Annotated in this window: 21 protein-coding genes; 8 read left to right on the forward strand and 13 right to left on the reverse strand. The window is 67.3% G+C overall.

The annotated features are described in order from the left end of the window. Position 1 precedes the first annotated feature (1 nt). From ACY34H_RS26195 to ACY34H_RS26205, 3 genes are all read right to left on the reverse strand, one after another. The gene (locus tag ACY34H_RS26195; RefSeq protein ID WP_464980367.1) at positions 2 to 1,048 is read right to left on the reverse strand and encodes a glycoside hydrolase family 43 protein; all 1,047 of its coding nucleotides are present in this window, start codon (positions 1,046 to 1,048) and stop codon (positions 2 to 4) included. A 20-nt stretch (positions 1,049 to 1,068) separates the two neighbouring features. After that, complete coding sequence (locus ACY34H_RS26200) at positions 1,069 to 2,763, reverse strand: glycoside hydrolase family 43 protein (RefSeq protein ID WP_464980368.1); 1,695 nt, start codon at positions 2,761 to 2,763, stop codon at positions 1,069 to 1,071. Positions 2,764 to 2,859: 96 nt separating this feature from the next. Then, positions 2,860 to 6,072, reverse strand: a complete 3,213-nt coding sequence (locus tag ACY34H_RS26205) for a TonB-dependent receptor (protein WP_464980369.1) — start codon at positions 6,070 to 6,072, stop codon at positions 2,860 to 2,862. 498 nt (positions 6,073 to 6,570) lie between these two features. Here ACY34H_RS26205 and corA point away from each other — a divergent pair, with 498 nt between their 5' ends. Together corA and ACY34H_RS26215 are read left to right on the forward strand one after the other, a co-directional pair. Further along, on the forward strand, positions 6,571 to 7,539 hold the full coding sequence (corA, locus tag ACY34H_RS26210; RefSeq protein ID WP_464980370.1) for a magnesium/cobalt transporter CorA: 969 nt from the start codon (positions 6,571 to 6,573) through the stop codon (positions 7,537 to 7,539). Between the two features lie 213 nt (positions 7,540 to 7,752). Continuing rightward, the gene (locus tag ACY34H_RS26215; RefSeq protein WP_464980371.1) at positions 7,753 to 8,040 is read left to right on the forward strand and encodes a hypothetical protein; all 288 of its coding nucleotides are present in this window, start codon (positions 7,753 to 7,755) and stop codon (positions 8,038 to 8,040) included. Between the two features lie 46 nt (positions 8,041 to 8,086). On the opposite strand, the gene ACY34H_RS26220 is transcribed toward ACY34H_RS26215, so the two are convergent. From ACY34H_RS26220 to ACY34H_RS26240, 5 genes are all read right to left on the reverse strand, one after another. Beyond that, positions 8,087 to 8,584, reverse strand: coding sequence for an arsenate reductase ArsC (locus tag ACY34H_RS26220; RefSeq protein WP_464980372.1), 498 nt, complete (start codon positions 8,582 to 8,584; stop codon positions 8,087 to 8,089). Between the two features lie 86 nt (positions 8,585 to 8,670). Continuing rightward, on the reverse strand, positions 8,671 to 8,922 hold the full coding sequence (locus tag ACY34H_RS26225; RefSeq protein ID WP_464980373.1) for a hypothetical protein: 252 nt from the start codon (positions 8,920 to 8,922) through the stop codon (positions 8,671 to 8,673). An 89-nt stretch (positions 8,923 to 9,011) separates the two neighbouring features. Then, positions 9,012 to 11,321, reverse strand: coding sequence for a DOMON domain-containing protein (locus tag ACY34H_RS26230; RefSeq protein ID WP_464980374.1), 2,310 nt, complete (start codon positions 11,319 to 11,321; stop codon positions 9,012 to 9,014). A 107-nt stretch (positions 11,322 to 11,428) separates the two neighbouring features. Next, complete coding sequence (locus ACY34H_RS26235) at positions 11,429 to 11,950, reverse strand: LuxR C-terminal-related transcriptional regulator (RefSeq protein WP_464980375.1); 522 nt, start codon at positions 11,948 to 11,950, stop codon at positions 11,429 to 11,431. A gap of 98 nt (positions 11,951 to 12,048) precedes the next feature. Then, on the reverse strand, positions 12,049 to 15,177 hold the full coding sequence (locus ACY34H_RS26240; protein WP_464980376.1) for a sensor histidine kinase: 3,129 nt from the start codon (positions 15,175 to 15,177) through the stop codon (positions 12,049 to 12,051). A gap of 232 nt (positions 15,178 to 15,409) precedes the next feature. On the opposite strand from ACY34H_RS26240, the gene ACY34H_RS26245 reads away from it, so the two are divergent. Next, complete coding sequence (locus tag ACY34H_RS26245; protein ID WP_464980377.1) at positions 15,410 to 15,892, forward strand: winged helix-turn-helix domain-containing protein; 483 nt, start codon at positions 15,410 to 15,412, stop codon at positions 15,890 to 15,892. Here the strand turns inward: ACY34H_RS26245 and ACY34H_RS26250 are convergent. Then, a complete protein-coding gene (locus ACY34H_RS26250) occupies positions 15,840 to 16,544 on the reverse strand; it encodes an SDR family oxidoreductase (protein ID WP_464980378.1) in 705 nt (234 codons plus the stop codon). The two genes, ACY34H_RS26245 and ACY34H_RS26250, sit on opposite strands and share 53 nt — an antisense overlap. Positions 16,545 to 16,753: 209 nt before the next feature. Between ACY34H_RS26250 and ACY34H_RS26255 the strand changes: the two genes are divergently transcribed. Both ACY34H_RS26255 and ACY34H_RS26260 read left to right on the forward strand, forming a co-directional pair. Beyond that, positions 16,754 to 18,196 (forward strand): catalase, encoded by a 1,443-nt coding sequence (locus ACY34H_RS26255; RefSeq protein WP_464980379.1) that lies wholly within the window; start codon positions 16,754 to 16,756, stop codon positions 18,194 to 18,196. A gap of 58 nt (positions 18,197 to 18,254) precedes the next feature. After that, positions 18,255 to 18,599 (forward strand): winged helix-turn-helix domain-containing protein, encoded by a 345-nt coding sequence (locus ACY34H_RS26260; protein ID WP_464980380.1) that lies wholly within the window; start codon positions 18,255 to 18,257, stop codon positions 18,597 to 18,599. A gap of 52 nt (positions 18,600 to 18,651) precedes the next feature. On the opposite strand, the gene ACY34H_RS26265 is transcribed toward ACY34H_RS26260, so the two are convergent. Genes ACY34H_RS26265 through ACY34H_RS26280 form a run of 4 tightly spaced genes read right to left on the reverse strand, consistent with a single transcriptional unit; the run spans position 18,652 to position 21,283 of the window. Next, positions 18,652 to 19,164 carry a DUF2306 domain-containing protein gene (locus tag ACY34H_RS26265; protein WP_464980381.1) on the reverse strand — a complete coding sequence of 171 codons (513 nt, stop codon included), beginning with the start codon at positions 19,162 to 19,164 and terminating at the stop codon, positions 18,652 to 18,654. Positions 19,165 to 19,175: 11 nt separating this feature from the next. Beyond that, on the reverse strand, positions 19,176 to 19,730 hold the full coding sequence (locus ACY34H_RS26270) for a cysteine hydrolase family protein (protein ID WP_464980382.1): 555 nt from the start codon (positions 19,728 to 19,730) through the stop codon (positions 19,176 to 19,178). A 23-nt stretch (positions 19,731 to 19,753) separates the two neighbouring features. After that, positions 19,754 to 20,545, reverse strand: a complete 792-nt coding sequence (locus tag ACY34H_RS26275) for a hypothetical protein (protein WP_464980383.1) — start codon at positions 20,543 to 20,545, stop codon at positions 19,754 to 19,756. Positions 20,546 to 20,581: 36 nt separating this feature from the next. Then, the gene (locus ACY34H_RS26280; protein ID WP_464980384.1) at positions 20,582 to 21,283 is read right to left on the reverse strand and encodes a dienelactone hydrolase family protein; all 702 of its coding nucleotides are present in this window, start codon (positions 21,281 to 21,283) and stop codon (positions 20,582 to 20,584) included. A gap of 198 nt (positions 21,284 to 21,481) precedes the next feature. Here ACY34H_RS26280 and ACY34H_RS26285 point away from each other — a divergent pair, with 198 nt between their 5' ends. The 3 genes from ACY34H_RS26285 (at position 21,482) to ACY34H_RS26295 (ending at position 26,503) form a co-directional block, all read left to right on the forward strand. After that, complete coding sequence (locus ACY34H_RS26285; protein WP_464980385.1) at positions 21,482 to 22,336, forward strand: amidohydrolase family protein; 855 nt, start codon at positions 21,482 to 21,484, stop codon at positions 22,334 to 22,336. A gap of 184 nt (positions 22,337 to 22,520) precedes the next feature. Continuing rightward, entirely contained in the window at positions 22,521 to 24,236 is a 1,716-nt protein-coding gene (locus ACY34H_RS26290) for an amidohydrolase family protein (RefSeq protein ID WP_464980386.1), read from the forward strand. A 200-nt stretch (positions 24,237 to 24,436) separates the two neighbouring features. Further along, positions 24,437 to 26,503, forward strand: coding sequence for a TonB-dependent receptor domain-containing protein (locus ACY34H_RS26295; protein ID WP_464980387.1), 2,067 nt, complete (start codon positions 24,437 to 24,439; stop codon positions 26,501 to 26,503). The last annotated feature ends 99 nt before the right edge of the window (positions 26,504 to 26,602 follow it).

The raw sequence follows: 26,602 nt of genomic DNA on the forward strand, positions 1-26,602 counted from the left end.
CTCAGCGGGGTGGCGGCGCCGTTACCCCGGCCTCGGTCTGCACCACCGTCTTCATCGTGCCATCCGCGTTGTATTGCAGGTGTTCGACGGTGACGGCGCGCCGGCCGATGGCGCCGTTCATGTCGCCGATCGCCAGCGTGGCGTTGTGGAGGAACAGATACCAGTTGTCCTTGAACTGCACGATGCCGGGATGGATCGTGAAGCTGTACTTGCCGGAACCGGTGAGCAGGCCGCGGTGGGTCCACGGGCCTTCGATGCTGGGCGCCGTCGAGTAGGAAACATGTTCGTCGCGTTGCGTCGTGCGGTCCAGCGACGCATACGTCAGGTAGTACAGTTTGCCGCGCTTGTGCAGCCACGGGCCTTCCTCGAAGTGCGGCGGCGTGATCTCGCGGATCGGGCCGTCGATTTCCGTCATGTTGGGCTTCAGCTTCGCGATATAGCACTGGCGGTTGCCCCAGGCCAGCCAGGTGGTGCCATCGTCGTCCGTGAAGACGGTCGGGTCGATGTCCTCCCAGCTGTGGGTACCCTTCGGCGTCATCTCGTTGGTCACGAGGGCCGAGCCGCGCGCATCCCGGAACGGGCCGGTCGGCTTATCGGAGACCGCCACGGCGATGGCCTTGCCGGGGTGCGTGCCATCGTGCTCGACGGCGGCATAGAAGTAGAACTTGCCGTTCTTTTCAATGGTCTGCGATGCCCACGCATCGGCCTTCGCCCACTTGAAATCCTTCACGTGCATGATGGGGCCGTGATCGGTCCAGGTCTTCATGTCCTTCGTCGAGTACACCAGCCATTCGCGCATATTGAACATCTCGTCGCGTTGCGCCTGGTCGTGGCCCACGTACAGGTACAGCGTGTCGCCGACCACCAGCGGCGCCGGGTCGGCGGTGAACTTGTCGCGGATGATCGGGTTCGAGCCGGGCGCGAAGCTTGTCTTGGCCTGCGGCGCCTTGGGCTGCGCCGCCGGCGCAGCGATCGCTGCGGTCATCGCCGCGGTGCACAGGGCAATCGCGCCGAGCCGCAGCGCGCGGCCGGCTGGCCGTTTCGTCATGGATATCATGTTGTCTCCTCTTATTTGTTGGTGTTCGCCTGCACGATGTTCGCCTGCACGTAAGGCCCGACCACGACGCCGACAAAGCCCTTGGCTTTCTGCGTCGACAGGAACGTCACGTCGACATCCGTCTTCAGCGTCTTCAGTTGTCCGCCGCCACCGTCACCGTAGCGGTAGGCCGACCGTCCGCCGCGCATTTCCATGGCCAGTTCGACGCGCCCGTCCGGCGCCGGTGCCGTGCCGAGCAGCGTTTCCTTGCCGCCTTCGGACTTGAACAGCGCCACGACACGTTTTCCCTCCACGCGCGCCAGCCCGAGGAACATCCACGCGCCATCGTTCTGCATCGCCAGCAGGCCGGCGCGCTCCCCGGCGTGCCGCGGCGCGTAGTCGACGACCGTCGACACGGTGGCGTCATGGTGCTGCTGGCGCCGGCCGACGAAGCCCGGCACGCCCGCCAGGTCGCCCAGCGGCTGGCCGGCGTGCAGTACCAGTGCGCCGTTCTGCAGATCGTACAGGCGGCCGCGCGGCGTGCGCAAGCCCATCCAGGCCGGTGACAGTGGCCCGTCGAATTCCTCGACATAGGCGAAATCGCCATTCATCGGTACCGCGGGCGCAGGCTGCGCCGGCAGCCTGGGCTTCGCGTGGGTGTACGGTACTGGCTTGCCCTGTTCCAGGATCATCGGCCAGCCATTCTCCCAGCGCACCGGCAGCAGGAAGGTGTCGCGGCCGATATTGTAGAAATTGCCGGGGTAGGGCCGGGTGGCCAGGAACGCGGCCCACCATTCGCCGTTCTGCGTCTGCACGAATTTCGCATGGCCGGCCGTGGTGACAGGGTTGGGGCGCTGCGGGTCCAGGTCGCGCTGGGTAAGGATCGGGTTCACCGGTCCTGGCACGTAAGGCCCCATCACATCCTTCGAGCGGAACACCACTTCGGAGTGATTGTCGGCGGTGCCGCCTTCCGCGCAGATCAGGTAATACCAGCCATCCTTCCTGAAGATGTGCGGTGCCTCGATCCAGATCGGGTTCTTCTTCGGGTCGACGCCGCCGTCGACCAGCACCTTCGGCTTGCCGATGCGCTGCAGCGAAGCAGGGTCCAGCTCGGTGATCCAGATCGCGCGGTGGCCATCATAGCGGGGCGTGCCTTCGGGAGCATCGTTGTGGACCACATACATTTTCTCGCCGTCGCGGAAGATGGACGGGTCGATGCCGTTCAGGCCCTGCACGGTGACGGGTTTCGACCATGGCCCGGCCGGGTTGCTGGCCGTAACGATGAAGTTCCCGACGCCGCCGGGGCAGCTGGCGCAGGTGGTGATGATGTAGAAGCGGCCATCGTGGTACGAGATGTCCGGCGCGAAGATACCCTGCGAGCCGCGCACGCCGGTGAAGTCGATCTGCCCCGGGCGGTCCAGCGCGTTGCCGACCTGCGTCCACGTCACCAGGTCCTTCGAATGCATGATGGGCAGGCCGGGAAAGTTCGTGAACGACGACGCGACCATATAATAGTCGTCGCCCGCGCGAACAATCGACGGGTCGGGGTAGTAGCCCGCGAGGATCGGATTGGCGTATTCGCCGGCGCGCGGCTTCGCCCGCTCCTGCGTCTGGCCGGTGTAGCCGAAGCGCTCGAAGCGCGCGCTGGCGGCGGGGTTGTCCGCGGCCTCCGCGCGCAGGATGGTCGTGATGCACAGTGCGGCCAGCAATGCTGTCTGATGTCTCATAATTTAATACCAGAAAAAAATGCGGCCCCGTGATGGCAGGGCCGCCAACTCGCCGGAGCGAGACCATGAACCGTTACATTGAAACTGATACTGAAACTAGAACGCCGTGCGCAGCGACACCGTGTAGCTGCGGCCCGGCTTGTACTCGTCGTAGATCGCATTGCTGAACTGCGTATAGGTCTGGCTGATTGCATTGTTCAGGTTCCAGGCCGACAGCGTCACGTCGGTGTTGTAGGCGAAATTGAACATGCGTTTCAGGTTCATGCTCAGCGACAGGTCGACCTGCTTGCGCTCCGTCGTGTACGCGTAGGCGCCGCCGTCCACCGACAGGCCCGTGCTGGTATTGACCACGTGCGATGCCGTGTACTGGCGCGATACGCGGGCCGACAGGCCGTTGCGTTCGTAGTACAGCGTGAAGTTGTTGGTGCGCGGCGGCACGCCGGAGACGGGCGGCGCGTTGACCGCTTCGTCGGTCTGCTTGGTGTACGTGAAGTTGCCGGTGAAGCCGAAGCCTTTCACGGGCAGCATGTCGAGCGGCTGCTGCCATGTCAGCTCCACGCCGCGCACCTTCAGCTTGGTATCGATGTTGTACGGCGCGGTGATTTCCACCAGGTGGTTGGCCCGGCCGCCGCTGGCGTCGACCGCTACCTGCTGCGCATCCGTCAGGCCGATGGTGCCGTACATCGCATCGAGTTCGGCCAGCGTGTACTGCAGCACGCGCAGGCCCGGGCGGCTGGTGATGTCCTTCGCGAACACGCTGCCCGCCACGTAGGCTTCGCGGCTGAAGTAGTACTCGATGCCGGCATCGTAGTTGTTGGCGGCGAACGGCTTCAGGTTCGGGTTGGTGAGGTTGCCCTGGCGTGCGCCCTGGTCGCCGATGGAAACGCGGGTCTGGCGCAGGTCGGCCGGGTTGGCGCGCGTCAGCGATTTCGAGCCGGACAGCCGGAAGATCGTGTTCGGCGTGATGTTGTAGGCCAGCGTGGCCGACGGCAGCGTATTGCTGTAGTGAACCGTCTCGTAAGCCCACGACGAGACGTTCGGATACAGCCCGCCGGCCTGCAGCCCGGCGTTGCGCGGATCGGCCACCGACGACAGGTCGCCGATGGTCTGCTTGGTGCGCGCATGGCGCAGGCCGGCGTTGTAGCGCAGCGTGCGGCCGAAGACCTGGGCGCGGCCATTGACTTCCGCATAGGCGGACGACACCACTTCGCGGATGTAGCCGCCGCTGCCGCTGTTGAAGCCGTTGTAGATATTGTCGCGGAAGTACTGGTAATCGGTATCCTTTGCGAACTTTGGCCAGTCGACGGTGATGAAACCATGGTCGCTGGCGTGCGCGTAGTTCGGCACCGCGGCATTCGGGACCACCGAGCCCAGGTACGCCAGCGGCGGGCCGCCAGCCGTGTAGCCGGTACCATAGCCCGGGTATGCCGTGGCCGCATCGGCGATCGGCCCCGGCGTGCTGCGCCCGTCGCAGCCTGGCGTGCGCAGTTGCGGGTTCGGCCCGAACAGCCGCGCGTTGACGTTGTTGCCGCAGGCGACGTTCATCCACGCATCGGCCGTGCTGTAGCCACGGTAGCGCCGTTCGATGTCATCCCACGCCGCACCCACTTTCAGCGACAGGTCGCTGTCGCCCCAGGCCACGTTCAGGCGCGAACCCTTGGTGGTATTGGTGCGCTCGTACAGGTCCATGCGCAGTCCGGACAGATTCTGGCCGGCCTGGTACCAGCCGAAGTTGGACGGATCGTTGACGTCCAGGTTGCCCGTATAGGTAGGCGTCTGTCCGGGTGTGGTGTTGTCGTAGTCGATCACCGAGTTCGCCGACCGGGTGGCCAGCAGCACGGTCGGCATGTCGCGCCAGAACGTGCTCTTGGTGTAGTTCACGTGGCCGTCGACCGTCCACTTGTCCGCCGGGCGCCATTCGAAGCCGGGGTTGAAGCTACGGAACAGGGTCTTTTCCTTCATCGGCCGGAACTCCAGCGACCAGAAGGTGTTGGCGAACGTGCCCTTGGTGATCACACAGCCGGTGGTGCAGTCGCTGCGGTCGAATTCCAGGCCGATCGGGATCGGCGTGTTGGCGCGCGTGCCCACGTTCATGCCTTCGGACAGCATGCTGTTCTCCTTTTGCGCGAACAGCGTGTCGAGGTAGATGTCCCACTGGTCGTTTGGCTGCCACTGCACGCTGATCACTTCACCGGCGCGCTTGCGTTCACCCTGGTAGATGATGTGGCGACCCAGGCGGCCCATCAGGCCGTTGTCGATCTGCTGGATCGTCGCGCCGGGATTCAGCGCCAGCAGCATGGCGCGATCGATCTGCTTGCCGGGCACCAGCACCGATTGCGCATACGAGGGCAGGGAAGCCAGCGGCAGGCCGGAAGGCACCGTGTCCGGCGTCGACTGCGAACCGCCGCCGGTGCTGTTGGCCTTGTCGGCGGGGTTGGCCTGGAACCCCTTCAGCTGCAGGTTGCGCATGTCCACGGTCTGGAAGGCGTCGGTCTTGTATTTCGTGTTCCCCCAGGCCACGCCGCCGAGGATGCCGAAGCGCCCGAAGGTGCTGCTGTTCCAGGTATTGCTGATCAGGCCCGAGCCGGTATTGCCCCACTTGCCGTCGCGGTCGCGGTAATTGCCGGACAGCGTGAAGGCCGAGCGCAGGCCCTGCTTGTCGAACGGGCGCACGCTGCGCATGTTGACGGTGCCGGCGATGCCGCCCTCGATCACGCTGGCCTGCTGGCTTTTATAGACGCTGGCGCTGCGGAACAGTTCGGACGGCAGGAAATCCATGTCCACTTCGCGGTTGGCGCTGATGTTGCCGCCCCAGCTGCCGGCCGATGCCGACGCCATCGGCGCACCGTTCAGCAGCACGCGGGTGAATGCCGGGCCCATGCCGCGGATCGAGATGTTCATGCCTTCGCCGTCGATCGAGGCACGGGTGACCTGCACGCCGGGCACGCGCGACAGCGCATCGGCGATGTTCGGATCTGGGAACTTGCCCATGTCCTCGGAGAACACGGTATCGGACAGGCCGATGTTGTCGCGCTTCTCGGCGGCGGACAGGCCGAGCGAGCTGCGGAAGCCACTGACGGTCACCGTCGGCACGACCGTGGCCGGGCTGCCGGCCGTAGCCGGCGTGGTGCCGGAGCTGGCGTTGACGTTGGCGTTGGCGTTGGTGTTGGTGTTGGCGGGAACGGGTCCCGGCGGCGTGTCGGCCTGCGACTGGGCAAAGGCGCTGCCGACGATTGTCGAGATAACGCTCAGTACGAGCGCGTCGCGGCCCAAGCGGCGCCGGGCGGCGCCTGCAACTTTTTTGTTCATCCATGTCTCCGTTATTGTTGGCCTCGAAGGGCGCTGTCGGCCGGTGGTCCGTGCCGCATGTTCTACTGGATTGGTATTGCTGGATTAACAACATCTGCATTTGGTACTACGTGTCGTTTGTCATGGTCTCCTTTCGTTGAACTGGTCTCGCCGTGATAGCGAGCATCAAAAATGATATGCGCAACCATCGCTCATGCGGCTGAGCGTTTCACCGCGATCTTCAGTGCGCTGAAATATTTCTGGCCGTGAAAGCGAATCTAGACCTTGTTTTATCGCTAATCCAATAACTTATAACGGCAGATCGATATCCAATTCGATATCAGACTGCCTGATTTCTCGACGGCGCCCTGTAAGTCACTGGATTGAAATGAATAGCGCAATCATGTTGATTGGTAGCGCTTCCAGCGTCTTTTTGCCGGCTGGGGGCGGGTTGACGCTTTTTTGCAACATCAGCAATGCTGTAAGCTCATGCTTTGTACAACCGCTTGCAAGTCATCCATGCTGATCAATTGCGTTGCCTACCAGGAAGGCAAGAAACTGACCGATGTTCCCGTGGTGGACATCAGCGAGTACCTGAAAGAACCGGAGACTTTCGTCTGGGTCGCGCTGCGCGATCCCGGCGTCGACGAAATCGCCGTGATGCAGGACGAATTCAGCCTGCACGAACTGGCCATCGAGGATGCCGCGCGCGGTCACCAGCGGCCCAAGATGGAGGAGTACGGGGCCAGCATCTTCATGGTGGTCCACATCGTCGAACTGGAAGACGACGAGCTGAAGGTCGGCCAGCTGGCCGTCTTCGCGGGACCGAACTACGTGCTGTCGGTGCGGCGCGATTCGCGGCAGGATTTCCTCGGCGTGCGCGCCCGCGCCGAGCGCGAGCCTCACCAGTTGGGCAAGGGTGCCGGCTTCGTGCTGTATGCACTGGTCGATGCCGTGGTCGACCGTTACTTCCCCATCGTCGACATGCTCGAATCGGAGCTCGAATCGATCGAAGACCACATCTTCAGCCAGCAGGATGCGCAGCGCGCCAACGTCGAGCGCCTGTATGCGCTCAAGCGCAAGGCGCTGGTGCTGCGCCATGCGGTCATCCCGCTGATGGACGCCGTGGGGCGGCTGCACGGCGGCCGCGTGCCGAGCGTGGTGGCCAGTACGCAGGATTACTTCCGCGACGTGCACGACCACCTGTTCCGCATTGCCGGCCGGCTCGACGCGGTGCGCGACACGATCAATACCGCGATCCAGGTCACGCTGTCGATGGTGGCCATCGAGGAAAACGACATCAGCAAGAAGCTGGCATCCTATGCGGCGATCTTCGCGGTATTTACCGCATTTGCCGGGGTGTGGGGCATGAACTTCGAATTCATGCCGGAGCTGAAATGGAAATACGGCTATCCGTTCGCGCTGCTGACGATGGCGACAGTCTGTGGCTACCTGTACCGGCGCTTCAAGAAAGCGGGCTGGCTGTGACCGCCGGCGTGCGCAAAAAGCCCCTCATGATGTAAGGAAATATTTACTATTTGTCATAAATCCGTCATACTTCGAGCCCTCCAAGTAATGCTCCAGACGCAGCACTGATAACGCTAGCAGCACCGGTCATCGGAGCAGGTAGCCGTTGCGAAGATCCCGCAGGCGCGCATCACCTCGTGTGGCGCGCCGGGTAGCTCGCTGAGGAGGTCGAAGATGAGAACAACGGTAATGGAAGTGGCGGTAGCGGATGCGCCGGTTGATGAGGCGTGCCGTCGGGTAATGCAGAAGTTGCTGGAAGCAGGATGCGTACTGGCCGACGTGCCATATTCGCTGGAACCCTTCCAGGTAGCCGAGCCGGATATGCGCTACCTGTTGCAGCATGGCGAAGTCTATGAACCGGGTACGTCGCTGGTGATGCCGGTCCTGCAATCGGTCACGGTGGAAAAGAAGGGCGCCGATGTCGGCAAGATTTCCTTCGTGCTGGCGGTGAATCTGACCTGATCGCTGGCCTGGCCGCTGGCCCGATCGCCGCCCACTGCGCCGCGCCTCAAGCGGCGGCGCGACCGATATCCGTCACCTGCTGGTGGATGGCATTCTTTTCCAGCATGTGCAGCGGCAGGCTGACGAAAATGCCCATGCGTGCGCGGATCTGGTGAAAAGCGCGGTGAAATGCGGCGTGCATCTGCTCTTCGCTGCCCGCGATCGCCGGATCTTCGACATCCCAGTGCGCGGTGATCGGATGGCCCGGCCAGCACGGGCACTCTTCGCCGGCTGTTTCGTCGCACACGGTGAAGATGAAATCCATCACCGGCGCATCCGGCGGCGCGAATTCATCCCAGTTCTTGCTGCGCAGTCCATCGAGCGGATAGCCGGTGGGCCGGATCTGTTCAAGCGCCAGCGGATCGACGCTGGCGCCCGGGCGGCTGCCGGCCGAGAAACCGCGGAACCTGCCATTGCCCATCGTCGTTACCAGTGCTTCGGCCATGATGCTGCGCGCGGCATTGCCGCTGCACAGAAACAGAACGTTGTATACCTTTTCTTCCATCGCGATTCTTTCAGGATTGAGGCGCACGGCGCAGCCGGCAACCGGATTGCCAACGATAAGCCGCATTCTTGACCGCCCGATGACATTCAGGTCTGCAATTGGGGATAGCGCCGGAACAGCCGCTGGTACCAGGGCAGTTGCCAGAACAGGCAGCCGGCCGTGCGCAGCGCATCGCGCTCGGGCATGCCGGCGGCGATCAGGCTGTCCGCGGCGCGCAGGTGCGCAACCAGCCGGAGTCCATCGCGCAGCAGCCAGGCTGCCATGGCCGAGACCAGCCCGAGCGCGATCCAGGCCGCCGCATCGCCGGCGGCGGGGAGTGCGAAAGCGATTCGATTCATGCCGGTGCCTCGTGATGAAGTGCCAGCTTGCAGCGTAGAGGGGGATTGTGACGGCAGGATGACACGGCGCCATCCGTGCTCCCGCCTCCCTACACCTCCCACTGCATCTTGAACGTCAGCGCCCCGTTGACGGTATTGGCCGCGCTGGCCCGGTCCCGCGCGTAGCCCACCGACAGCGAACGGCCATGCCGCCACAGGTGCCGGTACAGCAGCGAGCGGTGCGAGCCGCGCTCGGCCCACGGCGCCAGGCCGGACACGCCGTCGTCGCGCCGTGACGACGAGGTATTCTGCGCCAGCAGGCGCAGCGAATCGCTGGCGGTGAAGTGCAGCATGCCGAGCCAGCGCCAGCCGTTGTCGGCGAACGCGGGGCGGCCCCGCGTACCTTCGATCCATGCCCGGTTGACGCGCACGTCCGATTCCATCGCCCAGCCGCGGCCGGCCGGGCCCAGCGGGAAACGGAAGCCGGCATCGACGACGACATTGCCGCCATTGCCCACCCGGTCGGCATCCGCGTCGAGCTGCCGGCCCAGCGTGACCTCGGCCTTCAGCACCGGCATCCACGGCAGCGGCGACGACGCGAAGCCGAAGTGCAGCGCACGCGTGTCGTGCAGCCTGCCGTCGCGGCGCGCGCGCTGCCGGTCGAAGCCCAGGTTGGCCCACAGGTCGGTCTGGCGGCCGGCGCGGAACCAGATGCCCGGCTGTACCTTGCGTTCGACGATCTGGTTGGCCTGCTGGCCCAGCGTGGCATCGGACAGCGTGCGGATCTCGTGCAGGCCCAGGTGCGCTTCCAGTTCGTACAGCTTCAGCGGCCCGGCGCCGAATGCCGATGCGGGCACGTCGTGCTCGCCGAGGCGGCGGTTCAGGTTGATGTCCGTCTTCACCACGCCGGCCTGCGGCACGAAACCGTTGTCGTTGACGAAGCCGGGGCCGATCGCCTCGACCTTGGCCTCGTTCCACCAGTCGTCGCTGATGTGCACATACCTGCCTTGCCCATAGCTGCCGCGGCGCGCCGGCACCTTCACCGTGGCCTGCCGCGGCTTGTCGGCGAAGGCGGCGCTGTTCTGCGAGTGCATCAGCAGCCACGACGCCTGCCTGCCGCCGCCGCGCCACTGGCCGTCGACGCCGGCCACCGCGTTGCTGCCGCCATCGCCGTAGCCGCGCTGCGAGACGAAGGCGCCCAGCAGCATGCCGTCGCGATGCCAGCGCGCGCGCACCAGGCTGGCCAGCGTGCGCCGGGTCTGCGCGTACTCCGCCGTTTCGTACACGCTGCCGCGCTGTACCACGCCGCCTTCCTCGTCGCGCAGGCTCATCGCGGTGGCATCGGCCTGCGCATTGCGCCACGTGCCGCGCAGGCCCCACTGCGGGCTGGCGATCGTGCGCGAATAGAACGCCGACAACGGCAGGCCCAGCACGTCGGCACTCTCCAGGAAGAAGCCGCGTTTCTCCGGCAGGGACAGGGCGATGCGGCTGGCCCCGGTCGGCACCGGTTCGTCGATTTCCACCTGCGAGAAATCGGGATTGAGCGTGGCGTTGAAGACCCAGTCGGCGCGCGGGCGCGCATTGATTTCCAGCCCCAGGCTGGCCTGGTTGCCGTGCCGCCGGCCGCTATCGTCCCGGTCGCTGCTGGCGCGCACGGTGAGCTCCGGCTTCAGCTCGAGGAAGGCGCGGTCGCGCACGGCCTGCACGGTGCCGCCCATGCCGCCGATTTCCTGCAGCGCGTCGATGTAGCTGAGCGAACCGGTCTTCAGCGGCGTACTCGTCAGCCGCAGGCCGCCCGCATGCGGCACGCTGCGCTCGATCATCAGGCGCCAGGCCTTGCCGTCCGCATACGGGAAGCGCAGGTTCGACAGCGGCCAGCGGATCTCCATGCTGTAGCCGTCGGGCAGCCGCCGTACCGCCGCATCGACCGGAAAATCCGGGCCCAGGTCGTCCTCGTCCTCGTCGGCGCGGTACATGCCGTCGCTGAGCACGCCGTCGATGTTGACGCGGACGAACTGCGCGGCGCGGCCATGCCCGGTGGGATCGAGCCAGATGCCGATGAAGTCCTGGTCCTGGGCGACCTTGTCGCGCCGCGCCAGCGAGCTGCGCATGCCGGCCGGCGTGCCATCCCATGCGCGAATGCCGAAGATCAGCGCATCGCCGTCGATCAGCAGGCGCACGCTGGTGCGCAGGCCGGCCGGCAGCGGCTTGCCGTTCTCGGGCAGGAACTGGTGGAAGTCGGCGAACTCGGGCGCGGCCTGCCACGGCGTTTCGCCCAGCTCGCCATCGACGGTGACGAGCTGGTGCCGGTCGAGCAGCAGCGCGGGCAGCGAGGGCAGCACCGTGCCTTCGTCGGCGGTGACGGCAAGCGGTGCGGCAAGGAGGCAGAGCAGGGTCGAGACTTTTCTGATGAAATCCATGGGAGGCTGGAGAGTGAAACACATGCCGCCGGGCCGGCGCGGGCGGCAAGTCTAGCATTGCTGTTCTGGTAACTCCAGCGTTTCGTGGCGGGCCAGCCGCCGGCGCCTCAGTCCAGCATGCCGCGGCGCAGCGCGATCACCACCGCGTGCGTGCGGTCGCTGGCCTGCAGCTTCTGGAGCACGTTGCTGAGATAGCTCTTGACGGTCTCCTCGGCGATGCCGAGCCGGTGCGCCACGTCGCGGTTGCCGAGACCCTGGGCCACCAGCGCCAGCACGTCGTGTTCGCGCGCGGTCAGCTGTTCCTGCCGGCCTGCCGCGAGCTGGCGCGTCAGCTCGGGAGCCAGCACGCGCCTGCCGGCGTGCGCGGAGCGCACCAGGTCGGCCACGCCGGCGCACAGTTCGCTCTTCAGCACGTAGCCGGCCGCCCCCGCTTCCAGCGCGCGGTGCACCTGGCCGTCGCCCGCATAGGTACTGACGGCGAGGATGCAGGCCTGCGGATCGCCGCGGCGGATCGCGCGGATCGCGTCGACGCCGTGGCAGCGCGGCATCGAAAGGTCCATCAGCGTCACGTCCGGCCGCAGTTCGCGGTAGCAGTCCTGGGCGGCCAGGCCATCGCCGGCTTCGGCCACGACGACGATGTCGCCGGCTTCTTAGAGCACGCCGACGATGCCGCGCCGCATCAGCGGATGGTCGTCGACCACCAGCACCCGCAGCTTTGCCGCCTCGCTCATCGCAGTGCTCCCTCGCGCTCGGCGGACGCGTCGCCTGCATCCTCCGGGGCGTCGCCGGCATACGCCAGCCGCGCCGGTATCCGCAGGCGCCAGCAGGTGCCCTGGCCGGGCGCGCCGGCCAGTTCCAGCGTGGCGCCGATTCCGGCGGCGCGTTCGCGCATGCCGGGAATGCCCCAGTGCCCGGCGCGGCCTTGGCGCTGCTCGGTATCGATGCCGGTGCCGTCGTCGCGCACGGCAAGCGCGAATTCGTGCTCGCCGTAATGCAGCGTCGCTTCGATGCGGGTGGCCCGGGCGTGCAGGAAAGCGTTGCGCACCGCTTCCTGCGCGATCGCCAGCACTTCGTCGCGCACCGGCGGATGCAGGCGCCGCGCCGTGCCGTCGCGGATCACCTCGAACGCCGCCGTGCCCGGCGCGACGAGGCGGCGGCCGTACGCGTCGAGGTGCGCCGCCAGGCCGCCATCGGGCGCCGGCAGCTGTTCGTCCACGCGCAGTTCGCCCACCTTGCTGCGGCCTTCCTCGAGCACCTCGGCGGCCAGCGACAGCGCTTCCTGCATCATCGGCCGGGTCGGCGCGTCTTCCGGCGTGCGCAGTGCGATGCGGCGGAAATGCATGATCAGGCCCTGTACCGACTGCAGCAGCGTGTCGTGCAGGTCGCGCGCGATGCGTTCGCGCTCGGCCACGCGGGCTTCGAAGGTACGGGTCATGCGCCGCAGCGCCATGCGCAGGCGCAGCCGGTGCAGGCCGAACGCGGCCAGTGCCAGCAGCACCGCGCACAAAACCTTGAACCAGGCGCTCTGCATGACGGTGGGCGGAATCTCGATACGCACCCGTGCCCCTTCCTCGTTCCACAGGCCGTCGTCGTTGGCCGCCTTGACGCGGAACGTGTACGTGCCGGGATCGAGCCGCGTATAGAACGCGGCGCGGCGCTCGCCGGCATCCTGCCAGCCGGCGTCGACGCCTTCCAGCATGTACTGGAAGCGCACGCGGTGCGGCACCGCCAGGCTCAGCGCGGCGTAGTCGATGCGCACGTTGCCGGGGCCCGCGGGCAGCCGCACTTGGGCCGCCGCCGGCCAGGTCCTTCCGGCGGCATCGATGCCGGTCACGTGCACCGGCGGCACCACGCGATTGCGCGGCGCATGGGCCGGATCGAAGCGGTACACGCCGCTGGTGGTGGACATGACCAGTTCCCCGGCCGCGGTGCGCACCATCGACGGCGCCGGCAGCATCGGCGGGGCAGTGCCGAACAGGCCGTCGTTCTCGTCATAGCGGCGGTAGCGCGCGCGGTAGGCGGGATCGGTCAGGGCGCGCCGCAGTTCGGCGCCGGGAATGCCGAACAGTCCGCGTGCGGTGTTGGCCCACAGCGTGCCGTCCGGCGCGAGGACGATCCCCGAGGCGCCGGCGAACTGTTCGCCGTTCGCGCCGCGGATGCGCTGGCCGCGCCGTCCGTCGAAGCGGGCGATGCCTTCGTCGCCGCCCAGCCACGCGCCGGCCGCGTCGGGAACGATCTGCAGGATGCCGCCGATATCGAGGCCCTGCGCCGGGCCGAACTTGCTGACCTGGCCGCCGCGCAGGATCGCCATCGCGCTGCCGGTGGAGCCGAACCAGAGGGCGCCGTCGGTGCCGGCCGCCATCGTGGTGACGGCCAGGCCTTTCAACGCTTCATGTCCGCCATGCGGCACCCAGCCGCCGCCATCGTCGCGATACGTCCCGCCCGGCCCGAACGACACCCACAGCGCATCGTCCGCAGCCATGGCGAACGAGAAGACGCCGAGCCATTTCGGTCGCCGGACGGCTTCCGGTACCGCTATCGGCACCTGCCGCAGGCCATCCATCTTCCAGATCGCGCCATACCCGCCGCCCCATACGGTGCCATGCCGGTCGCGGTAAAGCTGCGTGACGAGGTTTTCTTCGCTCGGCGGCGGGCCGAACGTCTCCGGCGGTGCCTCCGCGCTGCGCAGCCAGGAGCGGTCGATCCACAAGCTGCCGCCGGCCCCTGCCACCAGCGGGCGGGCGTCGCTCAGGTAGTTGGGCAGGGCGATCTCGCGCATGCGGCTGGGCCGGAACTGGTCCAGGCCGTTCTGCGTGGCGATCCACACGCTGCCTTCGCGGTCCTCGAAGGCCACCAGGGCCCGGTCGCCGCTCAGGCCCTGGCGCGCCGTAAACCCCTGCAGGCGCGGCTGCCCGTCCTCGACGGCGACGCGCAGCACGCCGTTGGACACCGGGAACCAGAAATTGCCGCGGCTGTCGATGCTGAAGCGTTCTGCTGGCTTGATCCGCCGCAGCACATCGTCGAGTGCCGCGCGCGATGCATCGGCTGGGGCAACGGCTGGGGCATTGGCCGGTGCGGCGGGCGGCGCATCCGGCGGCGCGCCGGCATCCATGCGGCGCAAGCCCCGCTCGCCGCCGTCGGATGCCCACACGGTGCCGTCCGGCGCCCTTACCAGGGAGCCCGGCACGATCTGCGGCGCTACCAGGGTGAAATTCGTCTCGCCCGGCCGCATGCGGAAATTGCCGCGCGAGCCCTGGGCCCAGACGGTGCCGCCAGCGTCGACATTGACCGCGAAGATGCCGCCGCGCACCGAGCCGGCCTTGTTGACCTTGCGCCATTGCCGGGCGTCTTTGTCGAGCACGTGCAGGCCGCTTCCGGAAGCCAGCCACAGGCGGCCGTCGCGCGTGCCGGCGATGTTGTGCACGAGCCCGCCCGCGAAACCATCCTTTTGCAGGAAGACCTGGACCTTGTCGCCATCGACGACATACAGGTCGCCGAAGTAGGGGGCCACCCACAGGCGGCCGTCGGGCAGCGTGCCCATGCGGCGGATGTTGACCGGCATGTCCACGCCCGGCGGCGGGCGGTAGGGGCTGAAGCTCACGCCATCGAAACGGAACAGCCCGGTGGGGCTGGCCAGCCACAGCCAGCCGTCCGGTGTCTGCGCCATCGCCTGGATATTGGGCGGCGCGCCGTCCCGGGTCAGCCAGCGCGCATGCAGCAGCGGAATCGCCGGCTGCCCGGACGGCAGCGCTTCGGTGGGGAGTGCTTCGGCGGACAGTGCCGCCGGCGCGGCGGCAAAAGGCAAAGCCGGCGCGAGCAGGAACAGCCCGGGCACGGCGGCAAGCAGCGGTTTCATCACACATCCCCTGGCGATCGTCGTCGCGTAATGGTGTTATCCGGGCTCCGGTAGCGGTCGATGGCGCCGCCCGCCACCCCCGATCGAGCCTGTTGCAGGGATGGCAGTGCCCGTTATGCTAGCCATTATGCCCTTTCCCGGTGTCAAATCAACATCGGCATGGCACGCCTGTTTCCGTGGTTGCAAACGATGTCACAACCTGCGTAACGAATTTTGTTTGGGGGGAATACGTATGGAAACCGAAATAGCGCCGTTCGAGACGCTGGCATTCCTGGACTTCGAACTGACGCTGGCACGCCGCCAGCTGTTGCGCGGCGGCGTGCCGGTGGCCGTCGGCGGCCGCGCCCTCGACCTGCTGGCACTGCTGGCCGGCCACGCCGGCGAGGTGCTGGAAAACCGCGTGCTGATGCGCGCGGTGTGGCCGCGCACGGTAGTGGAAGAAGTCAACCTGCGCGTGCAGATCGCGGCACTGCGCAAGCTGCTCGGCGGCGGCGGGCATTGCCCGTACATCGTCAACTACGCGGGGCGCGGCTATTGCTTCACCGCGCCCGTGACGCGCCTGGTGCCGGCCGGCGCGCGGGTCGTGCCGCGGCAGCCGGCACCGCTGCTGGCGGTACCAGCGCCGGCGGCACTCACACACGCCGCGCCGGGACCGGCCCCGCTCAGGCCGGCGGCAGCAGATAGACGCCCGGCTCAGCCGATAATCCTCGTTTGACCTGCCGCGTGGTGTCATCGGAGAGGATTTCCTCGGCCCCGGCTTCAAGTGCCGCGAGGGCGTGGCGCACCACATCGGCCGGTGCGGCCTTCGGGCCGGGCAAGTGGGCGACCATGTCGGTTTCCATGAACGCCACGTGCAGGCCGATCACCTGCGTGCCCTGGGCGCGCAGTGCGTGCCGCACGCCGTTCGTCATTGCCCAGCTGGCGGTCTTGGCCACGCAGTAGGGGTCGGCGCCGGGCATGCTGATCCAACTGAGCACCGACAGCACATTGAGCAGGGCACCGCCGCCGTTGGCGCCGAGCACCGGCGCGAACGCGCGGCACATGGCCAGCGTGCCGAACAGGTTGGTCTGCAGTTCTTCGCGCAGCACCTCGTCGCCGTCGCCGGCCAGCAGCTCGCCGCCGCGAATGATGCCGGCATTGTTGATGAGCAGCGTGACGTCGGCGCATTCGCGGGCGGCGGCAGCCACCTGTGCCGGGTCGGTGATGTCGAGCCGGATCGGGATCGCGCCGGGCAGGTCGACGGTGGCCGGGTCGCGCGCCGCGGCATACACCTTGCGTGCGCCACCCTGCAGCAGCGCGCTAGCCCAGGCGCGCCCCAGGCCGCGGTTGGCGCCGGTGACGAGGGCGATCGAATCGTTGACTTTCATGGTGGCTCCCTGGTGGTTGGTAAACCTTGTTGGCAAACGTTGTGCAATCCGGCCATGGTAGGCGTGGCCGCGGCGCGCGGCCAGTTAAAACCCGTGAAGGGCTTGCCGGCGGATTAACACCGTTTAACTTGTCCGGCCCCGGGCGGCATTCCATGATCGAGACGGCGCGAATCGTCGTGCCCGCCGCCACTCATCCAGGAGGAGCCATCATGAAGCATCTCACCACCGCCGCCGGCGCGCCCGTCGCCGACAACCAGAACACGCTGACCGCCGGCCCGCGCGGGCCGGCGTTGCTGCAGGATGTCTGGTTCCTTGAAAAGCTGGCCCATTTCGACCGCGAGGTCATTCCAGAGCGACGCATGCACGCGAAGGGCGCGGGGGCCTACGGCACCTTCACGGTCACGCACGACATCACGCCGTTCACCCGTGCCAGCCTGTTCGCGCAAACCGGCAAGACTACCGGCGTGTTCATGCGCTTCTCGACCGTGGCCGGCGAACGGGGCGCGGCCGATGCCGAGCGCGACATCCGCGGCTTCGCCGTCAAGTTCTATACGGAGCAGGGCAACTGGGACCTGGTGGGCAACAACACGCCGGTGTTCTTCCTGCGCGACCCGCTGAAATTCCCCGACCTGAACCACGCCGTGAAGCGCGACCCGCGCACCGGCATGCGCAGCGCCGACAACAACTGGGATTTCTGGACACTGCTGCCCGAGGCACTGCACCAGGTGACGATCGTGATGAGCGACCGCGGCATCCCGCGCAGCTACCGCCACATGCACGGCTTCGGCAGCCACACGTTCAGCTTCATCAACGCCGCCAACGAACGGCACTGGGTCAAGTTCACCTTCCGCACGCGGCAGGGCATCGAGAATCTCACCGATCCGGAAGCCGGCGCGCTGATCGGCGGCGACCGCGAAAGCCATATGCGCGACCTGTACGACAGCATCGAGCGGGGCGACTTCCCGCGCTGGACGCTGTACGTGCAGCTGATGCCGGAGCGCGAGGCGGCCACCTGCCCGTACAACCCCTTCGACCTGACCAAGGTGTGGCCGCATGCCGACTACCCGCTGCACGAAGTGGGCGTGCTGGAGCTGAACCGCAATCCGGACAATCATTTTGCCGAGGTGGAGCAGGCCTCGTTCAACCCGGCGCACGTAGTGCCCGGCGTCGGCTTCTCGCCGGACAAGATGCTGCAGGGGCGGCTGTTCTCGTACGGCGACGCGGCGCGCTACCGGCTCGGCGTCAACCATCACGTGATCCCGGTGAACGCGCCGCGCTGCCCTGTGCACAGCTACCACCGCGACGGCCAGATGCGTACCGACGGCAATATGGGCGGCGCCACGTCGTACGAGCCGAACAGCCGCGGCGAATGGGTCGAGCAGCCCGATTTCAGCGAGCCGCCGCTGTCGCTCGAAGGCGCCGCCGACCACTGGAACCACCGCGTCGACGACGATTACTTCAGCCAGCCGCGCGCGCTGTTCCGCAAGATGTCGCCGGCCCAGCAGCAGGCGCTGTTCGAGAACACGGCACGCTCGATCGCCACCGCCTCGGCACCGGTCAAGGCGCGCCACATCGACAACTGCACGCGCTGCGATCCTGACTATGGCGACGGCGTGGCGCGCGCCATCGCGCAGCTGGCGGAATTGCGCTGACAACCCCGGCGGCGGGCGGCCGACAACGGCGCCCGCCGCTTCACATCGGGAGAACATCATGACGCACGATCTACTGGAGGCAAGCGGGGAGAGCGCCCGGGCGGTACTGCTGTTCGGCGAATTCCGCCTCGACACGGGGCAGCGCCTGCTGTTCCGCAACGATGCCGCGCTGCGGCTCGGCGGCCGCGCGCTGGACCTGCTGGTGACGCTGGCCGAACGGCCCGGCGAAGTGCTCAGCCACGGCGAACTGGAAGCGCGCATCTGGCCCGGCACGACAGTCGAGGACAGCAGCCTGCGCGTGCATATCGCGGCCTTGCGCCGGGTGCTCGGCAAGGAGCGCTACATCGCCAACGTGCCGGGACGCGGCTACAGCTTCGTGGGCAGCGTGGCGCGCCTTGGCTGAGGCGGTGACGACGCGGTGACTACGCGGTGACTACGAGGTGGCTGAGCGACGGCTACGCGGCGCTCGCTTGCGGACGCGGCGCCGTGCCGTGCAGCGCGCGCAGGTGCCGCACCTGCATCCATGCACCCACCAGGAACACGAGGAACAGCGCGCCCACCACCGCCTTCAGCCACGGCTCTTCGGTGCTGGCCGCCAGCGGTGCGCCGGCCGGCAGGCGCAGCGACGTCTCCGTGATGCCGGGGATGAAGTGGAAGTACAGCGTCAGCGACAGCGCCACCGTTTCAATGTACGGCGAGCGCGCACCCAGCCGCCCGCGCGCCGCCAGCCAGGCCACGCCCAGCGTCAGCAGCGTGACCACGCCCAGCATGTGCGCTTCGTTGAAGCCGCCGCGGGTGAAGATGCCGAAACCGGTCAGGCAGGTCAGCAGCGTGGCGACGACGTACACGCGGCCATGCCGGGTGTGCCAGCCTATCAGGCCGCTGCGCGCCAGCGCGCTGAAGCCGGCGGCCAGCGCCACCAGGCTGATGGCGGTATGGATCGTGCCCAGCGATGTCAGTCCGAACATGATGCCTCCCCTCAGGAAACCGTATCGATGAATTGCCCGGTGCTGCTCATGCGCGCGTAGGCGAAGCCCAGCGCCGCCATGAAGGCCGCATGGGCGTGCGCCGCGGGCACCGGCACGCCATCGAATTCCAGGTCGCGCGATGCGCAGGCATCGTGGACGACCGTGACGGCGAAGCCGAAATCGTTGGCCGCGCGGGTGCACGCATCCACGCACATGTGGCTCATCGCGCCGCAGATGACCACTTCCTCGGTGCCATGCTCCTTCAGCGTGTCCAGCAGCGGCGTATCGCGGAAGGAATTGATGTGATGCTTCAGCAGTACCGGTTCGCCCGGCGCGGGCGCCGCCTTCGGGTGGATCGCGGCGCCCGCGGAACCGGGCACGAAGAACGGCGCATCGGCGGTGGGGAACTCGTGGCGGATATGCACCACCGGCGCCTGCCGCGCGCGAAAGTGCGCCAGCAGCGTGGCGACGTTGCCGGCGGCGGCCTCCATGCCCGCCTGTTCCCACTTCCCTCCCGGGAAATAATCGTTTTGCACGTCGATGACGATCAATGCCTGTCGTTTCATGATGTTCTCTCCTGTGAAAGCGCTTACTGGTTGACCTTGCCTGGGAGAGTCAGCTTGCCCGAGGCGACCTTGAATACGTCGGCCACGCACAGCAGCGGGCTGTGGACGCTGGCATTGACGCGCAGCGCGGCGCTGACGCCGTCGAAGCTGGCGCTTTCCACGGCGCCGATGTCGTCGAACGGCACCTTCACCGTCAGATCCGTGCCCTTGAACACGGGGCTCCAGCCCGGACTGTCGATCAGGATCGGCAGGTTCGGCCAGGTCTTCGGCACCTTCGGCTTTGTGCCCTCGGGGATGTCGACCACCTTCAGCGCACCCTTGCCGCACGCATCGTCCGGCTGCAGCACCACCCAGTGCGAATGCCACAGGTTGCCGTCGTTGGCCAGGTCGCCGTCGCCGTTTTCATCGTACAGCGGGGTATCGTCGAAGTCGGGATGCGACGTGACCGCGAAGGCCAGGATGCCGCTCTTCGCTTCGAAGCCGATCGCGGAAGGGTCGATCGTGGTCGGCCACACGTACGAGAACACCGAACTGCCGGCCAGCTTGCCGACCTTGCTGGGGTAGGATTCTCCGGCCTTGCCCGACACGGCGATGTGGAACACGGCCACGTTGCCCTCGGTGGTGATCTTGGTGTGAAAGATGTCGAAGTCGGCCTTCACGCCTTTGGCCGGCGCCGTCTGGATGCCGCCCTTGTGCTCCCTGGCGTCCTTTGCGCCGTGTCCCTTGCCTTCGTGCGCTCCGGCCGTCGCGGCGCAGGACATTGCCAGCACGAGCGCGGCGGCGGACAGGGCTTTCTTGCGGATTGCGGTTTTCATGCGGGTTCCTTGTCTATCGATGGTGAAAGTGGGCGGTCAGCGCAGCGTCTGCGCGAAAAAGCGGTCGGTGCGTTCGTTGGCAAGCGTGGCGCTGGCGGCGTCGTGGTGTTCGCCGCCCGGCCGTGCGAACGCGTGGCTGCAGCCGGGATAGCCGTGCACCGTGGCCGACGGCACGGCCGCCAGCGCGGCGCGGATGGCGCGCTGCGCCTCGGGGCCGATGTATTCGTCCTGCCCGGCCAGGTGGTACAGCAGCGGCGCGCGGATGCCGGCGGCGCGGTCGACGAAACGCTCGGTGCCTCCGCCGTAGTAGGCGACGTACGCATCGGCATCGGTGCGCGCCGCCGCCAGGAAAGTCAGCAGGCCGCCCAGGCAGTAGCCGGTGACGCCCACCTTGCCGGAGCTGCCCGGCAGGGCGCGCGCCACTGCGATGGCTGCCGCGATATCGTCCACGCCCTTGTCGAAGTCGTAGGCCTTGTACAGCACGAAGCCGCGCTCGGCATCGCTGGGATCGGCTTCCGACATCGACAGGTTGCGCTCGCTGCGCCAGAACAGGTCGGGGCACAGCGCCAGGTAGCCCGCTTCGGCATAGTGCGCGGCGATGCTGCGGATGCCTGGATTCACGCCGAAGATCTCCTGCAGCACGATGATCGCCGGTGCCGGCCCTGGCGCCGCCGGGCGCGCCAGCAGGCAATCGAATACGCCGTCGTCCACGGCGACCTGCACGGTTTCCTCATTCATTGGCTGTCCTTTCGTCGATGCGTTGGCCGGTGAGGAAAGCATAGGCGCGCGGCGGCGCGGCAGGCGTTAATACTTGTGATGCGATGCGGCCGCGAGGCGGTTGATTGTTCAAAATATATACAGTACAATCAGAGCCGTTCAACGACCGGAGGCGCGCATGCCCACGAAGAACCCGTTCCCCCCGATGCCGGATCGCCCATGACGGTTCCCGTTCGCCGATCGGGCAGGATCGACGCCCACCAGCATTTCTGGCGCCTGGCGGACCGCAACGGCGGATGGCCGCCGCCGGAGCTGACCGCCATCCACCGCGATTTCGAGCCAGGCGACCTGCAGCCGCTGCTGCGCGAATACGGCGTCGACGCCACCGTGCTGGTGCAGTCGCTGCCGGACGAAGCCGATACCCGCTTCATGCTTGGCCTGGCCGACCGCTTCCCGTTCATTGCGGCCGTGGTGGGATGGACCGACCTGAAGGCGCCCGATGCGCCGCGGCGCATCGCCGCGCTGGCCGCGCACGAGCGGCTGCGCGGCTTGCGGCCGATGCTGCAGGACCTCGACGACGAACGCTGGATCGACGATCCCGCGCTGGGTCCCGCGGTGGACGCGATGCTGCGCCACGGCCTCGCCTTCGATGCGCTGGTCCTGCCGCGGCACCTGCCGTCGCTGCTGGCCTTCGCCCGGCGCCATCCCGACCTGCCGGTCGTCATCGACCACGTCGCCAAGCCGGACATCGCATCCGGCGCGAGTGCCGGATGGCGCGACGATATCGCCCGGCTGGCCGCGCTGCCCCGGGTGCACTGCAAGCTGTCGGGCCTCGTCACCGAAGCGGGGCGGGACTGGACGGTGGAGCGGCTGCGCCCCTGTGCGGCACACGTGCTGGAGGCATTCGGCGCGCAGCGCGTACTGTGGGGCAGCGACTGGCCGGTGCTCGACCTGGCGGCCGACTATGGCCGCTGGCTGGCCGCCAGCGAGGAATTGCTGGCGCACCTGGACGAGGCGGACCGCCGGGCGGTATTTGGCGGCAATGCCCGCAGCTTCTACCGCATTGCCGGGTAAGGCCACCGCGAACACCCTAAGGTGCCTGCCGGTATGCGGGCAGGAGCACCGCTGCTGAACCTTGTTGCAACCGAATGGCGACAATCCACAGACAATTCCCCTGAAGTCGTATCGCGTCGCCCGTGCCATCCTCGCCGGCATTCATTTGCCGATATTTGCCATTCATGGCGTGAAGGAGGGCACGATGATCCACTTCAATGGCGTTCGACCGCGCGGCGGCGCGCAAAGCGTATCGCGGCGTCCCGGCCGCAGGAAGATCCTGGCCGGCGACGTCGTCACGATGGACGGAGGCCGCACGATCCTGCGGCAGGGCCGCGTCTGCATCGACGGCGCCGTCATCGCCGCCGTGCTCGGGCAGCACGACGGCCTGCCGGCCGGCTTCGAAGACATCGAGGCGGTTGATACGGGCGGCACGATCTTTCCCGGCCTGGTCGACCTGCACAACCACCTCACCTACAACATGCTGCCCCTGTGGCAGGTGCCGAAGCGCTACACCAACCGCAACCAGTGGCGCACGGAGGAGGCCAGCTACCAGACCGACGTGGCGCGGCCGGCCAGCCTGCTGGCGCGCCACCCGGACGCCGGCTACACGCGGGCGATCATCCGCTATGCCGAGTGCCGCAGCCTGTTCGGTGGCGTGACCACCGCGCAGGGCATGTCGCTGTCGTCGTCGAACGGCACGCGCAAGCTGTTCGAGGGGCTGGTGCGCAACGTCGAGCAGCCGCTCGAGCAGGGCTGGCCCACGGCCGGCTGCCAGACGCTGGATTACCATCGCGACGAAATCGTCACCAAGCTGGTGCCGGCGCTGGCGACGGGCATGCCGTTCTTCTACCACCTGAGCGAAGGCACCGACCGCGGGGCGCGACAGCGCTTCCGCGATCTGCTGCTGGACGACGGCAACTGGGCCGTCGGCAAATCGATGATCTGCATCCACTGCGTGGGATTGAAATCGCGCGATTTCAGCGTGATGGCGCGCACCGCCGGCATGGTCTGGTCGCCCACCAGCAACCTGCTGCTGTACGGCCGCACCGCCGACGTGGCCGCGGCGAAGCAGCGCGGCGTGCCCATCGCACTGGGGGCGGACTGGAGCCCGAGCGGCTGCAAGAACCTGCTCGGCGAACTGAAGGTGGCGCGCGCCGTCAGCGCCAAGCGCGACGGCCTGTTCACGCCGCGCGAACTGGTCGAGATGGTCACCGCCGTGCCGGCCGCCATGCTGGGCTGGGATCACCACGTCGGCACGATCGCCGCCGGCCTGCGCGCCGACCTGCTGGTCATCGAGGGCACGCACGCCGATCCCTACAGCGCGCTGATCGACGCGGAAGAAACGGCGATCCGCGCCATCCTCATCGATGGCCGCATCCGGCTGGGCGAGGCGGACACGCTGACCGCCGGCGACCCGCTGACGAGCGAGCAGTTCACCATCGGCGGCAAGCAATACCATATCGACCTGGTGGAAGAGGGCGACGATGCGATGGGCGGCATGACGCTGGCCGACGCCGTGGCCAAGCTGGCGCACGGGCTGGCTCACCTGCCGGAGCTGGCGCGGGAGGAGGCGCAAATCCAGGCCCAGGCGAAGGCGCGGCCTGCCGCGTTCATGGCGCATGGCGCGAGCCCGGCTGCGCCGTTGGCGTGGCGGCTGGAACTCGAGATGGAAGACGGCGGGCACGGGCATGAGCACGGCCATGGACACGGTCGCGCGAACGATGAGGGGCAATCCCCGCCCGCGGCTTTTGCCGCGGCGTTCGAGGCGCCGGCCGCCGTGTCGCGTGCCGCCGCGGAAGCGCCGGTGCGGCCGATGGCGCTCGACCCGATCACCGCGGTGGACGACGAACGTTTCGTCGAACGCTTGCTGGGCAATCCAAACCTGCCGGGCTATGTGCGGAAAAGCCTGCGGCAGTAGATGGCCGTCATGGTGCGATGTTGCAGCGAAGTCACTACCGGTGAAGGAACTTTATAAAGGGTTTTAATTTAGTCATGTAATTGTTACAATCGTAATGATAAGCATTCGCATTGCGGCACAGGCCGCATGATCATCAATGATCGTCATTACCCAGCGACCCGGCAGGCAGCAAGGTATCAACCACCTTCCGGAAAGCTGTCATGACCCGTACCCCAGTTCCCGTTTCGCCACCCTGCTCCCGCCGGGGCGCTGCCATCTCAAGGCCCGCCGCAATCTCATCGCTTGTCGCGCTGGCATGCGCCAGCCCGGCGGCGCTGGCCGCTGCCGTTGCACCGCTGGCGGCCGATGCCGCCATGCCCACCGTCGTCGTCACCGCCTCCGGCACGGCGACCGACATCCACGACGCACCGGCCAGCATCAGCGTCATCACGCGCGAGGAAATCGAGCGCCAGCCCGTCATCGACCTGAACACGCTGTTGCGCCGCATCCCCGGCGTGACCGGCGGCACCAGTCCGGTCGGCGAGGAATCGAAGATCAAGCTGCGCGGCCTGCCCGACAAGTACACGTTGATCCTGGTGGATGGCAAGCGCATCGGCAGCTCGGCGGACACCGCCTACCGGCCCGACCTGGGCCGCCAGGACCTGAACTGGATCTCGCCCGAGATGATCGAGCGGATCGAAGTGGTGCGCGGGCCGATGTCATCGCTGTACGGATCGGACGCGATGGGCGGCGTCATCAACATCATCACCCGCAAGGTGCCCGGCAAGTGGAACGGCTCGGCCACTGCCAACTATACGAAGCCGCGGGACAGCGGCCGCGGCGCTGCCCACCAGCTGGGCGTCAACGTGGCCGGCCCGCTGTCGGAATCGGTCGGCATGCGGTTCGGCGTGGGGCAGACGGAACAGAAGGCCGACGAGGCCGTGCGCGCGAACGCCGGCGGCATCGGCGGGGTGCGCAACCAGTCGGTCACCGGGCAGCTGAGCTGGGCCGTGGACAAGCGGCACAGCCTCGCGCTGGACGCCAGCTACGGCCGCCAGCAAGCATCCGATTCGCCGGCGCTCGATCCGGACGGCGATCCGCTGTTCTTTGCCTGGGGTGCCAATGAGCTGATCCGCAAGAGCGCGGGCCTCGGCTACGAAGGCCGCTTCGGCGCCGGCACCGCCAAGGTCAACCTGTACCACAACGACTTCGACAACCGGGTGGCGGAAACCGTCGCACGGTCGAAGGACACCATCCTCGACGCCACGTTCGAGATGCGCCGCCACCTGCTGGTGGAGCACCTGCTGGTGCTGGGCGGCCAGTGGAAGGACCAGGAGTTGACCAACACCGACACGATCGGCACCGTGCCCACCGACTACCTCGGCAATCCGGTCGGCGGGGCGACGCTGTCCGGCCACACGTCGGCCCTGTTCGCGGAAGACCAGGTCTTCCTGCGCGAGAACCTGACGGCCACGCTGGGCCTGCGCCTCGACCATCACGGCAGGTTCGGCAACCACACCAGCCCGCGCCTCTACCTGGTCCATCATCCGGTGCCGGCGTGGACGGTCAAGGGCGGCGTGTCGCGCGGCTTCCGCGCCCCCAGCCTGAAGGAAAATTCGCCCGCCGCCGCCACGCAGTCCGGCGGCGGCGGCTGCGGTTCGCTGCGCCCGCTCGGCTACGTGCGGGGCGGCTGCTACATGGCCGGCAACGCCGACCTGGTGCCGGAAACCAGTACCGCCGCGGAGATCGCGGTGGCGTATGAACGAGACGGCTGGAACGTGGGCCTGACGTACTTCCATACCGACTTCAAGAACAAGATCGACTACGCGCCGCTGGGTTTCTTCCAGGGCCGCTGGTGGACGAAGATGACCAATATCCAGAAGGCCCGCACCAGCGGGCTGGAAGGCACAGTGACGGTGCCGCTCGCGAAGAACCTCGAGTGGCGCAACAACCTGACGTGGATGCGCGAGGCGAAGAACCTCACCACCGGGGCAAACCTGCTGTCCACGCCAAGACTGTCGTGGTACTCGGCCCTGGGCTGGCAGGCCACCGGCCGCTTGTTCGGTGAACTGTCGGCCCAGTACACCGGCCGCGAACTCGATGCGGGCGTGGCGGCCAACCGTGCCTACACCATCGTCGACGCCGTGGTGTCGTACAAGCTGACGCCAGGCTGGACGGTGCGCGGCGGCGTCGAGAACCTGCTGAAGAAGGGCCCGACCGCCGACGGACTGGTCGACTACTACGTGCCGGGCCGGCGCATGTTCGTGGGCGCTACCTCACGCTTCTGACCGCAGATATTGCCCAAAACCGGGGTCAGACCCCGGTTTCTGGAAACTTTTTCAGACGGCAACGCGTGGGCTTGTTGCGGCTGGCGGCCTTGCGGGCAG

Source organism: Pseudoduganella sp. jia 9, from assembly GCF_055502615.1.

Excerpts from the sequence above, each read along its gene's own strand:
- ACY34H_RS26240 (WP_464980376.1), bottom strand. The coding sequence starts at position 15,177 with ATGAAACCGCTGCTTGCCGCCGTGCCCGGGCTGTTCCTGCTCGCGCCG.
- corA (WP_464980370.1), top strand. The coding sequence starts at position 6,571 with ATGCTGATCAATTGCGTTGCCTACCAGGAAGGCAAGAAACTGACCGAT.
- ACY34H_RS26200 (WP_464980368.1), bottom strand. The coding sequence starts at position 2,763 with ATGAGACATCAGACAGCATTGCTGGCCGCACTGTGCATCACGACCATC.
- ACY34H_RS26195 (WP_464980367.1), bottom strand. The coding sequence starts at position 1,048 with ATGACGAAACGGCCAGCCGGCCGCGCGCTGCGGCTCGGCGCGATTGCC.
- ACY34H_RS26280 (WP_464980384.1), bottom strand. The coding sequence starts at position 21,283 with ATGAATGAGGAAACCGTGCAGGTCGCCGTGGACGACGGCGTATTCGAT.
- ACY34H_RS26290 (WP_464980386.1), top strand. The coding sequence starts at position 22,521 with ATGATCCACTTCAATGGCGTTCGACCGCGCGGCGGCGCGCAAAGCGTA.
- ACY34H_RS26245 (WP_464980377.1), top strand. The coding sequence starts at position 15,410 with ATGGAAACCGAAATAGCGCCGTTCGAGACGCTGGCATTCCTGGACTTC.
- ACY34H_RS26255 (WP_464980379.1), top strand. The coding sequence starts at position 16,754 with ATGAAGCATCTCACCACCGCCGCCGGCGCGCCCGTCGCCGACAACCAG.
- ACY34H_RS26275 (WP_464980383.1), bottom strand. The coding sequence starts at position 20,545 with ATGAAAACCGCAATCCGCAAGAAAGCCCTGTCCGCCGCCGCGCTCGTG.
- ACY34H_RS26270 (WP_464980382.1), bottom strand. The coding sequence starts at position 19,730 with ATGAAACGACAGGCATTGATCGTCATCGACGTGCAAAACGATTATTTC.
- ACY34H_RS26250 (WP_464980378.1), bottom strand. The coding sequence starts at position 16,544 with ATGAAAGTCAACGATTCGATCGCCCTCGTCACCGGCGCCAACCGCGGC.
- ACY34H_RS26265 (WP_464980381.1), bottom strand. The coding sequence starts at position 19,164 with ATGTTCGGACTGACATCGCTGGGCACGATCCATACCGCCATCAGCCTG.
- ACY34H_RS26285 (WP_464980385.1), top strand. The coding sequence starts at position 21,482 with ATGACGGTTCCCGTTCGCCGATCGGGCAGGATCGACGCCCACCAGCAT.
- ACY34H_RS26215 (WP_464980371.1), top strand. The coding sequence starts at position 7,753 with ATGAGAACAACGGTAATGGAAGTGGCGGTAGCGGATGCGCCGGTTGAT.
- ACY34H_RS26295 (WP_464980387.1), top strand. The coding sequence starts at position 24,437 with ATGACCCGTACCCCAGTTCCCGTTTCGCCACCCTGCTCCCGCCGGGGC.
- ACY34H_RS26220 (WP_464980372.1), bottom strand. The coding sequence starts at position 8,584 with ATGGAAGAAAAGGTATACAACGTTCTGTTTCTGTGCAGCGGCAATGCC.
- ACY34H_RS26230 (WP_464980374.1), bottom strand. The coding sequence starts at position 11,321 with ATGGATTTCATCAGAAAAGTCTCGACCCTGCTCTGCCTCCTTGCCGCA.
- ACY34H_RS26260 (WP_464980380.1), top strand. The coding sequence starts at position 18,255 with ATGACGCACGATCTACTGGAGGCAAGCGGGGAGAGCGCCCGGGCGGTA.
- ACY34H_RS26225 (WP_464980373.1), bottom strand. The coding sequence starts at position 8,922 with ATGAATCGAATCGCTTTCGCACTCCCCGCCGCCGGCGATGCGGCGGCC.
- ACY34H_RS26205 (WP_464980369.1), bottom strand. The coding sequence starts at position 6,072 with ATGAACAAAAAAGTTGCAGGCGCCGCCCGGCGCCGCTTGGGCCGCGAC.